This is a genomic window from Aequorivita marisscotiae, from assembly GCF_029814825.1.
GTDB lineage: Bacteria > Bacteroidota > Bacteroidia > Flavobacteriales > Flavobacteriaceae > Aequorivita > Aequorivita marisscotiae.
The window spans coordinates 3,159,570-3,173,903 of record NZ_CP122379.1 but is presented as its reverse complement, the minus strand read 5'-3'; the positions used below and the strand labels follow the sequence as shown (position 1 = coordinate 3,173,903).

Genomic DNA, 14,334 nt, shown 5'->3' with positions numbered 1-14,334 from the left:
AACACAATTATTTAAGACTTATTTAAAAGTTTATAGTACTCAATTCTGAAGTATCTGTAATATTATTTGGATTTAATTGGTATTGATATATTCCGTTTTGTCCGATTGCAATAAGTACATTATTTTGAATTATAACATCAAAAGCAAGCCTGTCTATATTGTGAACCAACACTGAATTGGTAGGGTCCGAAACATCAAAAACCTTAATCTCGTCGTCGCATACAATTAGATAATTTCCGTAAAGTCCCAAACCTTTTGGGAAGGCTAGGTTTCTAACGCTTAGCAATGTTGGGTTTACAACATCGGTAATATCATAAATCTCTAACTGATTTACGGTGGTACCACAACCCAATTCAGACCAGAGGGTTACAAATGCAGTAGTAGCGTTTGCAACTACAGGATCGCAGGCAGTAAAATGCGCTACATCTGAAAGATATTCAGGAAATTCAGGATTTGCCACACTGTAGATAAACATCCCGTTTTGTGAACCTATATATAAAAATTCTTTGTAATTAAAAAGTGTCTCTATTCTAAAGCCAATGGGTACATTATTAACAAACACGGGATCTGAGGGTGTTGCAATATTATAAACATTTAAACCGTATTCATCTACGGTGTATAAATAATCGCCCAACATAGAAAACCGCGCCAAAGAACCTCCCTGCCCGTCGCCATTGCTCATCATTTCGTTTGCCGCACCATCGTTTCCGTCTTGGCTACAACCCATAGCCAATAGTACCGTTAATAGTATAAAAGTTACTTTTTTCATGGCGTGTTGGTTTTAGGAATCCAATTTACAATTACATTATTTTCGGGAAGTTCATAAGGGAAAAATCCATCTGGAGATAGCATTACGGGAAATGTTTCCTTTATTCGTTTTGAAACGGTTAAATTGCCGCCTTCCAAATCTACTTGAACTGCAATAAGATCGGTTGCCTGATTTATAAAAAATACGTTTTCTCTTATGGCCAAATCTGTTGCGCCAGGCGATGCCAAAAAGTGAATGGGCAACGGATTGGATGGATCAGAATTATTAAAAACATGAAATCCTTCGTTTTTTTCATTTATAAATAGATATGAACCCTGTACGTATATTTTTCCAGCATTTAGCACTGGTTTGGGAGCAGATAGCTCCACACTCGTTTCAAAAGCTGGTCGCTCCATATACACTGGCTCATAGGCCGAAACTACCATAGTGCCGGGAAAGTCGTCTGTTTCATCACAATCGCCACTCCTACAGCAACTTTGTAACGTAGCAATACCTACCGTAAAAAGTAGTATTTTAAAAATATTAGTCATAAATTTTAGTTTTTGTACTACAAGTTTACGAAATAGATAAATATAAATAAATCTTAATTTAGTATTCTTCCAAAATAGTTATAATCTGCGTTTTGGAATGTAGCGTTTTATGTACAGGACATCTATCAGCAATCTGAAGCAGTCTGGCTTTTTGTTTTTCGGTAAGGTTTCCCTTTAAAATTAATTTGCGTTTAAAAGTGTCAATTTTAGCCGAATCATCTTCGCAATGTTCACAATCTACTGCATGATCCTTTGAATAGTCTATATGGCAACTCACATTTTCAACCTCCCATTTTTTTCTTCGGGCATACATTTGTATTGTCATAACCGTACAAGCGGCAAGACCCGCAGAAAGCAACTCGTAGGGGGAAGGCCCAAAGTTATTACCTCCAAAATTTGTGGGTTCATCGGCAATAATATCGTGATCGCCAAGCTTCATTCGCGTAGTAAATTTATCGTCGCCGTTTAGGCTTGCCACAACTTTACTTTTACTTTTCAATTCCTTTTTTTCGGGAAGCGTAACATAGCGCGCTGCCCAACCTGCAATTACTTGCCCAACATAGGAAGAGTCTTCTTTATTGCTTAAAAGATGATCAACCCCGTCTAACGAGACAAAACTTTTGGGGTGATGCGCAGCGATATATAAATCTTCGGCATTTTTTATTCCCACCACTTTGTCTTGGGGCGCGTGTAAAATTAATAGTGCTTTTCTAAAGCTTCCAACTATGTTTTTGAGTGTTTTATTTTTAAGATCGTCTAAAAATTGTTTTTTTATGGTGAAATCTATTCCGCCTAAATTTACTTTTGCTTTTCCATTTTTATTAATTTCCTGTGTGCTATCGCGCAATAAATTTTTAACATGCGAAGGGTCGCTCGGAGCATTCACAACTGCTACAGCCTTTATTGAAGCAATTTTATCTGCTGCAAAAATGGCCGCCGCTCCACCCAAAGAATGACCAATTATAAGCGTGGGGGCAGCATAGTTTTTTTCTAAAAAATTTGCAGCCTCAATTAAATCGTCCACATTTCCGGAGAAGTTGGTGTTTTCAAAATCGCCTTCACTTTCACCCAAACCTGTAAAATCAAATCTCAAAACTGCAAAGCCTGCAGCAGTAAGGGCGCGACTTACATTTTTAACGGCAATTAAATTTTTTGTGCACGTAAAACAATGCGCAAAAATTGCGAAGTTATGCGGTTTCTGATTTAAGGGCAATTCTAACCTTCCCGCCAATTGCTCTTGGTCTTTGTTTGTAAATGATACTTTTTCAATATTCATAATTTGCGTTTATCGTATGTAAATTACAGAATTTTTCGGGTACTGCCACTTTTAGCTTGTTTTTTGAAACAATTGCCGTTACCGATGTAATTTCTTCTAAAAATTCACCATCAATTTGGAACGGAATTTTTGTCTTGCAACTAATTTTTGCGGCTTTGGTAGAAATTACGCGAACAAAATCGGAAGACATTTCTGGCTTTTCCTGAATGGTTTTAACGATTTCAAAAAAATCTAGATTTTTAAAAATTAACACTTCAAATTTACCGTCGTTTATTTTGCCGTGGGGATTAATCGTGGCGCCGGTACCAAATTTATTGGCATTGGCAATAGCCAGTAAAATACCGCTTTCTTCTATAATTCCTTCTTCAGTTTCTATTGAAAAATAAAAGGGGTGTTCCGAATTTATAAGCGTAGGTATTGATTGTAAAAAATAACCCAGCTTTCCCCGTATTCCCGAGTTTTCGTAATTTTTAATCAATTCGGCATTAATACCTAAATCGGCAATGTGCAGGCAAATTCTTTCATTGATAATTAAAATATCTATTGCGAGTGCAATATCTGAAAATGCAATCTCAATTTGTTGGGAAAGGGTTTGTGGAAGTTCAAAATTTGCCGCCATGCCATTCGCAGATCCGGCGGGGATAATTCCTAAAATTATGTCTTTTTTAAGTACGCAATCTGCCACCATTGAAATGGTTCCGTCGCCACCGGCAACCAAAACACGCGTTGGTTTTAATTTTTCGATTAAAGCGTTAATAGCTTTTTTATCTGCCTTTCCCGAGGTTTTGTATAGTTGAAAACTATAGTTTCTTTTTATAGCTTCGCTTTCAACAGCTGCAATTATTGTGTCCTTTTCTGAATCGCCAGCTATCGGGTTAACAACCAGCAAAATATAATTTTCTGATTTCATTAGTAAAGATTGATTTTAAAAATACCTATTTTGGAAATACAAAACCGTTAACGAAATCTCAATAAGTGAAACTAGATTTAAAATTGTATCGAGGCTACGCCAATGCCGATGAATTGGTGGTATTCGGGCATGTTTTTAAGTCGTGGGCACCAGATAAGTATCGATTGGATCGGAAGGGAATTAGGCACGCAGCATCGGTTATACATATGTTTAGAATAAAACCTTTGGAAAATGTTGAGGTAAAATTAAAATTTAAAAACCTAGAAGTTACCACCAAAACCTTAGCCGACGGTTATTTTCGATTTACAATTCCGTATACCGAAAAGCTCAAAAGCGGCTGGCATCCGTATGAAGTTGTTTGTAAGTATTACGATTACGGCATCGTAGAAAATTCAGAATTATTGAAGCCTTTTGAAAGCAAGGTTGGGGTTATTTCAGATATTGACGATACTTTTTTAGTTTCGCACAGCGGAAATTTTTTAAAAAAACTCTATGTTCTTCTTCTTAAAAATATCAATAAACGTAAGGTTTTTGAAGACGTGGTGCCGCACTACCAAGCGTTGAGTCGGGCAGGACAGGAAAACGAAACGGCTTCCAATTCATTCTTTTATGTTTCTAGCAGCGAATGGAATTTATATGAATTTATAGATGCTTTCGCACGTTTGCACGAACTTCCAAAAGCAGTGATAAAACTAAAAAAAATTAAAACCGGAATCTCCGATTTTCTATTTACCGGTAGGGGAAGCCACGACCATAAATTTGAAAAAATTAAAGATATTATAATGTTTTACCCCAATCTACTCTATGTATTATTGGGCGACGATTCGCAAAAAGATCCCTATTTATATGAAAGGATCGTAAAAATATTTCCTCAGAATATAAAGGCTATTTACATTCGGCAGACTTCAAAACACAAAAAGTCTGCAACCCAAAAAATTTTAGATAACATTGAATCTATGAATGTGGCAACCTGCTATTTTAGCACTAGTGAAAAGGCCATTGCTCATTCCGAAAAAATAGGAATTGCATAACCGTTTAATTTACTTCGGTCGAATCCTCTTTTTCAGCTTCCAAATTCAATTTGTCTTCACCTTTTAAATATTTGTCTAAAAACTTTAAAATTCGTCCGTAGGCAACTATTTCATTTTCCTTTTTTACAAAGCCATGGCCTTCATCGTCAAATACAACATATTCTACGGGAACACCATTCTTTTTAACGCCTTCCACAATTTCATCCGATTCAATCTTAAGCACCCGTGGATCCTGTGCCCCCTGCAATACCATTAAAGGTTTGGTAACATTTTCGGTATGGAATAAGGGTGAAATTTGCTTTAAACGCACGGAATCTGCAGTATTTGGATCGCCCATTTCTAAGTAAAGTGCATCTTTGAATGATTCCCACCACGGCGGAATACTGTTTAACGTTCTAATCCAGTTGGTAACCCCAAAAATATTTACGCCTACTTCAAACTCCTCGGGGGCATAGGTAAGTGCTGCCATCGTCATATAGCCTCCGTAAGAGCCACCTATAATTCCTATTTTATCTTTATCAATATAGTCTTGGCTTGCCAACCAATCTTTTCCGGCAATACAGTCTTTTAAATCCTTATCGCCGTGGTTTTGATCGTCCATCCGGAAAAATGTTTTTCCGTAACCGCTACTGCCACGATTGTTTACAGCCAAAATTGCATAACCGTGATTTACAAGATATTGAATAAAAGAGCTAAAACCTTGTCGAGATTGACCGCCCGGCCCCCCGTGAACCCAAACCAACGCCGGAACTTTATTAGTTGCACTCGCTTGTTTTGGCTGGTAGTAAATTGCTGGAATTTCCAATCCATCAAACGATTTATAACGAACAACCGTGGCTTCCACCAAATCGTTTGGATTTATTTCATTGTTTAAAACATCGGTAAGTTTGTGATATTCTCCCGAAGCAATATTGTACGAATACGTATTTGTTGGAAGCTGGGAGCTGCCCACGGTCAAAAGTGCCATCGTTTCGTCCCTCGAAAAACTTGCTCCATTTATTGCCTGTCCGTCTATTTCAGGGAAATCCACTTCTTTTCCCGTGGCAACTTCGGTTACGTACATTTTAGTTTTGGCATCTTCGTTGGTAAACATAACTTGATATTTGCCGTTATGGGTGAAATAGAAAGCATTGATGTCCCAATCTTTCTCCAAAACTTTTTCTTTGCTGCCATCTTCAATGTTGTATTTCATTAAATAACTGAATTCAGCATCGGCATCGGTAGTGTAGTAAAATGATTTATTATTTGGCGAAAAATCGGCGGGCGAATTCTTACTCACCGTTTCATTAATCTTAGTTTTTTCGTTCGTTTTTAGATTCAAAAGAAACAAATCACTATCGTTTGTATTGATGGATTTAGAAAGCAACATATAATTTTTATCGGCTGAAATCCCGCCAAAATCCATTGCATCCACATTCTTGAAAATTAGCTTCGTATTAAAGGAGGCAACGTCCATTTCAAATATATCCATCGCCTGTGGATCGCGCTCGTTGCTACTGTAGTAAAAACTTTTTCCGTCTTTTGCCCAACCCTGAAATAGTGCTCTAACATTTTTCTCCGGCGTCAACCTTTTAATTCCACTGCTGTCTTTCAGAAAGATTTTAAAAATTTCATCGCCATTGCCATCCATTCTAAAGAGAATTCTTTCATCTTCCGGAAAGTACGAGATTCCATAAACCGATGCACTATCAGATTGGGTTACGGGCAAAAACTCGCCACCTTCGGTAGGCACGGTGTACATATTGTAAATTCCAGATCGGTTGCTGGTCATTAAAACCCGCGATTTATCTGGCGAAAACCCATTTGCGAACGCATTTTCATTCGCCATAAATTGGTTAATGGTGTAGGTTTTTACTACAGCAGTTTCTTTAATGTCGTCTTTCGGGGTGTCCTTACACCCAACAAAAAATACAAGTGCTAACAGAATTAAACTATAATTTTTCATAATGCTGATTTTTAATAGGCAGTTGATTTTCAAAACAAATCTACTGAATTTTTATTTTGCTCACATTAAATTTTTTATTTCATAAATCGCTTTTTTTGGTAGGAGTTTAACGTTTCGACTTTTTTTTTAAACAAGGATTGTTTTATTTTTAGATTATGAATAGAAAAGAGGCAAAGAGCGGATTTATTTTCACAAAACACACTCCCAAAGACCAATCGCCATTCGAGAAACTTTTTGATGTTTTTCAGGAACTAATTACCCATACCTCCGGTGATTTTGATGAAGCGATGGACTGGCTAAAGCAGTTAGATGAAGAATATAATCTTACTACAGACGATTATACTTTAGACGATTTTGTGGAAGATTTAAAAAAGAAAGGCTACCTGCGCGAAGAAATTAAAATTGATGGTAAAAGCGGTTTGGCAATCACCGAAAAAACCGAAAGAGCACTCCGGAAGCGGGCTTTGGAACAAATTTTCGGGAAACTCCGAAAAAGCGGGGCAGGCAACCACCGAACAAAACAAACGGGTAGGGGAGATGAGCAAGCCGGCGAGTTTCGCGACTACCGTTTTGGCGATTCGCTGGAACAAATTTCAATGACCGAAAGTTTTAAAAACGCACAGATAAATCACGGTTTGGGCGATTTTACACTGTCTGAAAACGATTTGGTGGTTGAAGAAACCATGTATAAAACCCAGATGAGTACAGTGCTGATGATTGATATAAGCCACAGCATGATTCTTTACGGCGAAGATCGCATAACGCCCGCAAAAAAGGTGGCGATGGCACTTTCAGAATTTATTACCACGCGCTACCCAAAAGATACGTTGGATATTTTAGTCTTCGGAAACAATGCCTGGCCCATTAAAATTAAGGATTTGCCGTATTTAAATGTGGGGCCGTATCACACAAATACGGTTGCGGGACTTCAATTGGCAATGGATTTATTGCGAAGAAAACGAAACACCAATAAACAGATTTTTATGATAACCGATGGCAAGCCAAGTTGTGTAAGGCTTCCCAATGGGCGCTATTATAAAAACAGCAATGGTCTGGACAGTTATATTGTGAATAAATGTTACTCCATGGCTGCGCAAGCGCGAAAACTTCACATCCCGATTACAACTTTTATGATTGCTGAAGACCCTTATTTAATGCAGTTTGTAGAAGAATTTACCGCAGCCAATAAAGGCAAAGCTTTTTACACAGGATTAAAAGGTTTGGGCGAAATGATTTTTAGTGATTATGAAACCAACAGAACAAAACGATTGCGTTGAAAAATAAAGGAGAAAGAATAAAGAGGAAAGAATAAAGAAGAAAGAATAAAGAGGAAAGAAAAAGTGAAAAACAGATTTATTTAATTCTAAAATATGCATCCTATGAAAATCAAACACAATTATAAAAATTTAAAAATATGGCAGAAGGCCTTGAATATTGCTTTTGATACATCGGATATCTTAGAAGCTTTTCCGCAGAAAGAACAGTATAACTTGACTTCTCAAATGAGTCGATGTTCAATCTCAATTCCAAGTAATATCGCAGAGGGATCTTCCCGAACCGATAAATCTTTTAATCATTTTCTAGATATTTCTTTGGGATCATCTTATGAATTAAGTACTCAATTATTAATCGCACATCACAAAAAATATATTAATGATGCAGAATTGGAAAAGTTGGAAAATAATATAACAGAATTGCAAATGATGACCTCAGGTTTTCAAAAAACATTGCGTTAGTAGTCTTTTATCTTTCTTCTTTTCTCTTATATCTAATAAAACTTATGAAAATAGAAAAAATTAAAACCTTCGGCGACCTAAAAAAAGCAGGTTACGAATCAAAATCAATCAAAGAAGAATTGCGTAGGAATCTACTTCAAAAAATAATGAAGAAAGAAACGCCCTTCGTAGGTATTCACGGCTACGAACTTACCGTAATCCCTGAGTTGGAGCGCGCAATCCTTTCAAAACACAACATCAATCTATTAGGACTTCGCGGGCAAGCAAAAACCCGGTTGGCACGCCAAATGGTTGGGCTTTTGGACGAGTATATTCCCGTTGTTGAAGGCAGTGAGATTAACGACGATCCTTTTAACCCAATTTCGCGTTATGCCAAAAATTTAATGCAAGAAAAGGGAGACGATACGCCAATTAGTTGGCTTCACCGCAACGATCGTTTTTCAGAAAAACTTGCAACGCCAGATGTAACAGTTGCCGATATTATTGGCGATGTTGACCCCATAAAAGCGGCAAATCTAAAACTGACTTACGCTGATGATCGTGTGATTCATTTTGGAATGATTCCGCGAAGTAATCGTTGCATTTTCGTAATTAATGAATTGCCCGATTTACAACCGCGAATTCAAGTGGCACTTTTTAATATTTTGCAGGAAGGCGACGTTCAGATTCGCGGTTTTGCCGTACGCTTGCCGCTGGATATTCAATTTGTTTTTACCGCCAATCCAGAAGATTATACCAATCGCGGAAGTATTGTTACACCGCTAAAAGATAGAATTGGCTCCCAGATTTTAACGCATTATCCCGAGGATATTGAAACAGCCCGAACGATTACGGAACAGGAAACTGCCGAGGCCATTAAAGCTAAAGAAAATGTTTATGTGCCCGATTTGGCCAAGGATATTTTAGAACAGATAAGTTTTGAGGCCCGCGAAAATGATTTTATAGATGCCAAAAGTGGGGTAAGTGCCCGATTAAGTATTACCGCCTTTGAGAATCTATTGAGCACGGCGGAAAGACGAGCCCTTCACAATGGCGAAGAAAATACCAGCGTGCGGTTAGGCGATTTTGTAGGTATTATTCCATCCATCACCGGGAAGATTGAATTGGTTTATGAAGGAGAGCAGGAAGGCGTTTCGCAGGTTGCACAACAGTTAATTGCCGATGCCGTGGATACTATTTTTAAGAATAAGTTTCCAAAAATTGAAAAGCTAACCAAGGAAAATGATCCAGACCCGTATACCGAAATAGTTGCTTGGTTTTTTGAGGAGAATGATTTTGAATTGCTAGATTCCTATTCCGATGAGGAATATAAGAATGAACTGGACCGAATTATTCCATTGCAACAATTGATAGAAAAATACCAGCCCGAGACCTCAAAAAATGATAGTTATTTTTTAAAAGAAGTTGTTTTGTGGGCATTGGCCGAAAATAAAAAACTGAGCAAATTCAGTGTAGGCAATGGTTTGCACTTCAAGGATTTATACGGAAGTTATATAAGCAAACTTTAATTGAAAATTTCAATAAATAAAAAACCGCCAGAACTATACAAAGCTGGCGGTTTTTTATAGTAAGAAATATTAAATATTCGGAATAACCAACTCGTCTCCAGGATGAATTAAATCTGCAGACTTCAACTTTCCTTTGTTGGCTTCAAAAATAGCATTGTATTTATTGGCATTGCCGTAATACTGTTTTGCAATTTTACTAAGCGATTCACCGCTTTTTACGGTATGGTGGGCAAAGGCAGAAGTATCGGCAACTTTAATATCTGCCATTATATCGGTTGGATTTTCGCCACCCACACGTTTAATTTCATCCCAAAGAAGATTTTTTTCGTATTGATTTTTAGCTGTACCCCAAACTTTTAGTTGGCCGTTTTCTTCTTTTACATCGCCATTTTGGATGTTCAGTTTTTCTCCTAAATCGAGAACACTTTGGTATTTTGATTTGATCATTTTGTAAAAAATTTAAAAATTAATTATTAAAGATAGTATTTTATGGCTTCCAATTTCTGAATTAGCAAAACTTTAGTAATAGGGGTGTTATATTGAACTTCTTCTTGAAAATTTACAAAATATTTAACTAAAGATTAATCTCAATTGTGAAAAAGTTACCGGCACTTGAAATATCTTTGATGCAAAACTTTAAATCAACAAAAACTATTATGAAACTAAAAACAATTGTAATGTCTCTTGCAGTAGTAACAATGCTTTTTGCAAGCTGTGAAGACTCGAAAAAGAAAGAAGCTGAAGCGCAAGCACAAGCAGAACAGATGCGTATGGAGCGCGAAAAGGATTCATTAATGCAAATTGAAGCCGATAACCAAGCTAAAATGGCAGAAATGGAAGCCAATTCAATTGCTGCAAAAGCGATGGGTAATTCAGATTTATCAACATTGGTTAGCGCACTTCAAGCAGCCGATTTGGCACAGACGTTAAAATCTGAAGGCGAGTACACCGTATTTGCTCCAACTAATGAAGCTTTTAATAAAGTACCCAAGGCAACTATGGATAATTTAATGATGCCAGAAAACAAAGAGCAGCTTCAAGGTTTATTAAAGTACCACGTACTTCAAGGTAAATTGCCTGCTGCCGACGTATTGGCGAAAATTAAGGAAGCTAATAACAAGTTAGAGGTTACTACTTTAAACGGTGAAGTTTTAACTTTATCCGAAAAAGGAGGTAAAGTGATGATTAAAGATGCCAAAGGAAATACAGCTACAGTAACAAGTGCTGATATGGAAGCGTCTAACGGTACAGTACACGTAATTGATAAAGTGCTAATGCCAAAAATGTAACTCAATATTATATATAAATTAAAAAGCCCCAGTTTGGGGCTTTTTTTATTAATGACAGCTACAACCACCATCCATAAAACCGTGCGTTTCTTGATGCCACGGAAATGCTTGGTTGTAATTGTCCATTTCCCAGAAAAATGGCAAACGTTCTTTAGGATTGTTGCCTATTTCATTCATGGTCGCGGCATCGTACAATCTGCCGTTTATCATTACCATTTTTATTGATTCGGTGTTTTCTATATCTTCCAACGGATTTTTGTCCATTACAATTAAATCGGCAAGCTTGCCAACCTTCAACGATCCAATATCGTTACCTGCTCCAATGTATTCGGCCGAATTAATGGTGGCAGCCTTTAATGCTTCCAAGTTGCTCATTCCGCCTTGTTGCAACATCCACGTTTCCCAGTGTGCACCCAAACCTTGCAACTGTCCGTGTGCGCCCATATTTACTTTTACTCCCGCATCACTCAAGCTTTTCACGGTTTCAGAGACTAAAATATGACCGTTTTTATATTCCTCCTGCGGGGTTTTCATTCGGTGGCGAGAGCGACTATCTATAATACTACGTGGACTAAACGTAAGTAGCTTTTTATTTTCCCAAACGTTATCGCGTTCATAATAGTAAAATTCGCCATTCATTCCGCCGTAATTTACAATTAGGGTTGGTGTGTAGCCAGTGCCACTTTCACCCCAAATTTCCAGAATATCCTTATAAACAGGAGCTACCGGAATGTTGTGTTCAATACCGGAATGGCCATCAATTACCTGGGTAATATTGTGATAAAATGTTGACCCACCTTCTGGAACCACGTTAATTCCTAATTCACGGGCGGCCTGCAATACTTGCTGGCGTTGATCCCTGCGGGGTTGATTGTAACTTTTTACACTTTTTGCACCAAATGCTTTTGTACGGCGAATACTGCTACGCGCATCTTCCAAATTATTGATTACCGCTTTAAAATCGCCATCGGCACCGTAAAGAATAAAACCTGTTGAAAACAAACGCGGCCCCACTAATTGTCCGCTCTTTTGAAGCTCGGAGAGTGTAAATACCGTTTCAGTATTTGCCGAAGGATCGTGCGAGGTAGTTACTCCAAAAGCTAAATTTGCCATAAACGGCCAGTATTGTTGCGATGGCAACCCATAACGGAAAGCGCCCACGTGTGCGTGTGCATCTACCATTCCGGGCATAATGGTTTGCCCTTCTGCGGAATATACCTTGGTGCCCGCGGGAACAGAAACTTTATCGGCTGCACCAATAGCTTCAATGATATTACCATTAATTACAATGGTTCCATTCTCAATTACATTATCGCCTTCCATAGTAATGATGCGCGCATTGGTAAAGGCTATTTTTCCACTGGGTTTGTCAACTTTGGCTTGCAGACCAATTTTTGTTCCTTCTAACGTTATTTCGGGTACTTTTTCAGGCGAACCAGATAAAAAAGTAAAGCGGTTTTTGAGTTCATTGCTAAAATATTCATCACCCAACGTCCACATTATTTTTTTGCTCGTTGGCGACCAATGAATATTTATTCCCGCGTCTTTCGCAAGCTGGGAAACTGGAAGTGCTTTTGTTTTATCGTCCAAATCTATTGTATGCCCATTTAGCAACAATGGTGCAACAAACAACTTGTGAAGGTTGGTAAATGCGATCCACTCATTATCGGGGCTGGGTATTAATCTATTTGCATATTTAGAGGTAAGGTGTGTTTTTTCATCATTACCATTTAAATTTACACTAATTAGTTTTTTTTCAATATCTCCAAAATAGGTTCCGCCGGTTTGTAGAAAAATTCGTTTTCCATCCTTCGTAAACATTGGGTATTCGCCTTTGTCTATTACAAATTTTATATCACTGCCATTGGCATTCATGGTGTAAATACCGGGATTTTTGGTGTAAGTAAAACCTTGGTCCGTGTTACCTTTTTCTTTTCGGAAAACTATTTGCGTACCGTTTTGCGAAAACGACGGCGTTCTGTAAATTCCTTTTTCTGAAGTCAATTTTACCGGGGTCCCGCCATTTGCCGAAATTTTATTTATGGCTCCTTTTTCCAAATCGCTCCAACTAACGTAAACTATATCAGTTCCGTTGGGGGAGAAGGTGGGCTCAAATTCAAAGTGGGTACTTTGCGTTAATCGTATTGGCTCACCATTTGGCAAGGTTTTTTTATAAAGATGACCCAATGCGCTGAAAACAATAAATTCGCCATCTGGCGACGTTACAGCATGGCGAATCATTTTAGGCGTAAAAGTTTCGGTTTCAATTTTATTGTTGAAATGAACTGTTTCCGCTAAATCAATGTTTACTTCGGCGGTAAACGGAATAGCTGTTACCGCCAAAGTGGTAACATCAATTTTATTGATTTTTCCACCGCTCCAAAAAATAATTTCTTGGTCGTTGGGCGTCCAACTAAAATTTGGATATACTCCGAAAAGAGCCCAAGCTTCCTGCTGATCTTTATTCAATTTATCATAAATAGGATATTCTTCCCCTGTTTCTAAATCGTGGAGAAACAATACACTTTTGGTACGTACTCTTTTTATAAATGCCAATTTTTTGCCGTCGTGGGAAATTGTTGGTCGCACGGCGCCTCCGGGACCTCCGGTAATAGTTTTGGTTTCGCCGGTTTCAAATTCGTACCTCTTTATAACATATATCTGACTGTTTGGGTCTTTGTTGTACTGAAAATAGCCGCCCGGGTACATATCTTCACTGTAATACAGATATTTTCCGTCTGGCGATACAAAAGGTTCATTTACATCCTGTTGGTCGTTTTTTCGTTTTGTTAGTTGTAAGCCTGTGCCGCCAGTTTTGTGATATTGCCACATTTCGCCTGCACCCAGGCTTCTACTTGAAGAAAAATGCTTTCGGGCAATTAAATACTTGCCATCTGCGCTCCAAACGGCGTTGTTTAAAAGCCTAAAATCTTCCTTGGTAATTTGCTTTGCATCGCTTCCATCGGCGTTCATTACCCAAATATTGTCTCCGCCACCGGCATCGCTTGTAAAGGTAATTTTAGTGCCATCGGGACTAAATCTGGGCTGGATTTCAAAGGGAATTCCAGTTCTAATGGCTTTGGCCGTGCCGCCCGAGATAGGCAAAGTGTAAATATCGCCCACCATATCAAAAACGATGGTTTGCCCATCTGGGCTCACGTCTAGGTTCATCCACGTACCTTCGTTTGTAGTGAAAGTATGTGTTTTGTAATTAAAATCTTTCCCGGGATTGGCCACTTCCCATTTGGTGGTTTCCTTTTCTGGGTCTTTTTTGTTTTTCTTTTGTGCGGTTAATGTTAACGAACAGGCAAGAAGGGCAATAGTTGTAAGTAATTTCATT

12 protein-coding genes are annotated in these 14,334 nt (G+C 38.1%); 5 read left to right on the top strand and 7 right to left on the bottom strand.

Annotated features, from left to right (window positions below):
• Positions 1–22: 22 nt before the first annotated feature.
• The 4 genes from QCQ61_RS14155 to QCQ61_RS14140 are packed head-to-tail and all read right to left on the bottom strand — an operon-like array spanning position 23 to position 3,485.
• Positions 23–769, bottom strand: a complete 747-nt coding sequence (locus tag QCQ61_RS14155) for an LVIVD repeat-containing protein (RefSeq protein WP_279448301.1) — start codon at positions 767–769, stop codon at positions 23–25.
• A complete protein-coding gene (locus QCQ61_RS14150) occupies positions 766–1,299 on the bottom strand; it encodes a hypothetical protein (RefSeq protein WP_279448300.1) in 534 nt (177 codons plus the stop codon). The genes QCQ61_RS14155 and QCQ61_RS14150 overlap by 4 nt, the downstream gene beginning before the upstream one ends.
• 58 nt (positions 1,300–1,357) lie before the next feature.
• The gene (locus QCQ61_RS14145) at positions 1,358–2,575 is read right to left on the bottom strand and encodes a bifunctional alpha/beta hydrolase/OsmC family protein (protein ID WP_279448299.1); all 1,218 of its coding nucleotides are present in this window, start codon (positions 2,573–2,575) and stop codon (positions 1,358–1,360) included.
• Positions 2,565–3,485: a diacylglycerol/lipid kinase family protein gene (locus tag QCQ61_RS14140; RefSeq protein ID WP_279448298.1), complete on the bottom strand. Its 921-nt coding sequence runs from the start codon at positions 3,483–3,485 to the stop codon at positions 2,565–2,567. The genes QCQ61_RS14145 and QCQ61_RS14140 overlap by 11 nt, the downstream gene beginning before the upstream one ends.
• A gap of 65 nt (positions 3,486–3,550) precedes the next feature.
• Here QCQ61_RS14140 and QCQ61_RS14135 point away from each other — a divergent pair, with 65 nt between their 5' ends.
• The gene (locus tag QCQ61_RS14135; protein ID WP_279448297.1) at positions 3,551–4,516 is read left to right on the top strand and encodes an App1 family protein phosphatidate phosphatase; all 966 of its coding nucleotides are present in this window, start codon (positions 3,551–3,553) and stop codon (positions 4,514–4,516) included.
• Positions 4,517–4,520: 4 nt separating this feature from the next.
• On the opposite strand, the gene QCQ61_RS14130 is transcribed toward QCQ61_RS14135, so the two are convergent.
• The gene (locus QCQ61_RS14130) at positions 4,521–6,461 is read right to left on the bottom strand and encodes a S9 family peptidase (RefSeq protein ID WP_279448296.1); all 1,941 of its coding nucleotides are present in this window, start codon (positions 6,459–6,461) and stop codon (positions 4,521–4,523) included.
• 155 nt (positions 6,462–6,616) lie between these two features.
• On the opposite strand from QCQ61_RS14130, the gene QCQ61_RS14125 reads away from it, so the two are divergent.
• The 3 genes from QCQ61_RS14125 (at position 6,617) to QCQ61_RS14115 (ending at position 9,705) form a co-directional block, all read left to right on the top strand.
• Positions 6,617–7,738 (top strand): vWA domain-containing protein, encoded by a 1,122-nt coding sequence (locus QCQ61_RS14125; RefSeq protein WP_279448295.1) that lies wholly within the window; start codon positions 6,617–6,619, stop codon positions 7,736–7,738.
• 102 nt (positions 7,739–7,840) lie between these two features.
• Positions 7,841–8,197, top strand: a complete 357-nt coding sequence (locus tag QCQ61_RS14120) for a four helix bundle protein (RefSeq protein ID WP_279448293.1) — start codon at positions 7,841–7,843, stop codon at positions 8,195–8,197.
• A 44-nt stretch (positions 8,198–8,241) separates the two neighbouring features.
• Positions 8,242–9,705 carry a MoxR family ATPase gene (locus QCQ61_RS14115; RefSeq protein WP_279448292.1) on the top strand — a complete coding sequence of 488 codons (1,464 nt, stop codon included), beginning with the start codon at positions 8,242–8,244 and terminating at the stop codon, positions 9,703–9,705.
• Between the two features lie 69 nt (positions 9,706–9,774).
• Here the strand turns inward: QCQ61_RS14115 and QCQ61_RS14110 are convergent, their stop codons facing one another.
• Positions 9,775–10,152, bottom strand: a complete 378-nt coding sequence (locus tag QCQ61_RS14110; protein WP_279448290.1) for a LysM peptidoglycan-binding domain-containing protein — start codon at positions 10,150–10,152, stop codon at positions 9,775–9,777.
• 209 nt (positions 10,153–10,361) lie between these two features.
• Between QCQ61_RS14110 and QCQ61_RS14105 the strand changes: the two genes are divergently transcribed.
• Positions 10,362–10,994 (top strand): fasciclin domain-containing protein, encoded by a 633-nt coding sequence (locus QCQ61_RS14105; RefSeq protein ID WP_279448288.1) that lies wholly within the window; start codon positions 10,362–10,364, stop codon positions 10,992–10,994.
• A gap of 48 nt (positions 10,995–11,042) precedes the next feature.
• On the opposite strand, the gene QCQ61_RS14100 is transcribed toward QCQ61_RS14105, so the two are convergent.
• Positions 11,043–14,333 carry an amidohydrolase family protein gene (locus tag QCQ61_RS14100; RefSeq protein WP_279448285.1) on the bottom strand — a complete coding sequence of 1,097 codons (3,291 nt, stop codon included), beginning with the start codon at positions 14,331–14,333 and terminating at the stop codon, positions 11,043–11,045.
• Position 14,334 lies beyond the last annotated feature (1 nt).

Excerpts from the sequence above, each read along its gene's own strand:
- QCQ61_RS14100 (WP_279448285.1), bottom strand. The coding sequence starts at position 14,333 with ATGAAATTACTTACAACTATTGCCCTTCTTGCCTGTTCGTTAACATTA.
- QCQ61_RS14145 (WP_279448299.1), bottom strand. The coding sequence starts at position 2,575 with ATGAATATTGAAAAAGTATCATTTACAAACAAAGACCAAGAGCAATTG.
- QCQ61_RS14140 (WP_279448298.1), bottom strand. The coding sequence starts at position 3,485 with ATGAAATCAGAAAATTATATTTTGCTGGTTGTTAACCCGATAGCTGGC.
- QCQ61_RS14130 (WP_279448296.1), bottom strand. The coding sequence starts at position 6,461 with ATGAAAAATTATAGTTTAATTCTGTTAGCACTTGTATTTTTTGTTGGG.
- QCQ61_RS14120 (WP_279448293.1), top strand. The coding sequence starts at position 7,841 with ATGAAAATCAAACACAATTATAAAAATTTAAAAATATGGCAGAAGGCC.
- QCQ61_RS14110 (WP_279448290.1), bottom strand. The coding sequence starts at position 10,152 with ATGATCAAATCAAAATACCAAAGTGTTCTCGATTTAGGAGAAAAACTG.
- QCQ61_RS14155 (WP_279448301.1), bottom strand. The coding sequence starts at position 769 with ATGAAAAAAGTAACTTTTATACTATTAACGGTACTATTGGCTATGGGT.
- QCQ61_RS14150 (WP_279448300.1), bottom strand. The coding sequence starts at position 1,299 with ATGACTAATATTTTTAAAATACTACTTTTTACGGTAGGTATTGCTACG.
- QCQ61_RS14115 (WP_279448292.1), top strand. The coding sequence starts at position 8,242 with ATGAAAATAGAAAAAATTAAAACCTTCGGCGACCTAAAAAAAGCAGGT.
- QCQ61_RS14105 (WP_279448288.1), top strand. The coding sequence starts at position 10,362 with ATGAAACTAAAAACAATTGTAATGTCTCTTGCAGTAGTAACAATGCTT.
- QCQ61_RS14125 (WP_279448295.1), top strand. The coding sequence starts at position 6,617 with ATGAATAGAAAAGAGGCAAAGAGCGGATTTATTTTCACAAAACACACT.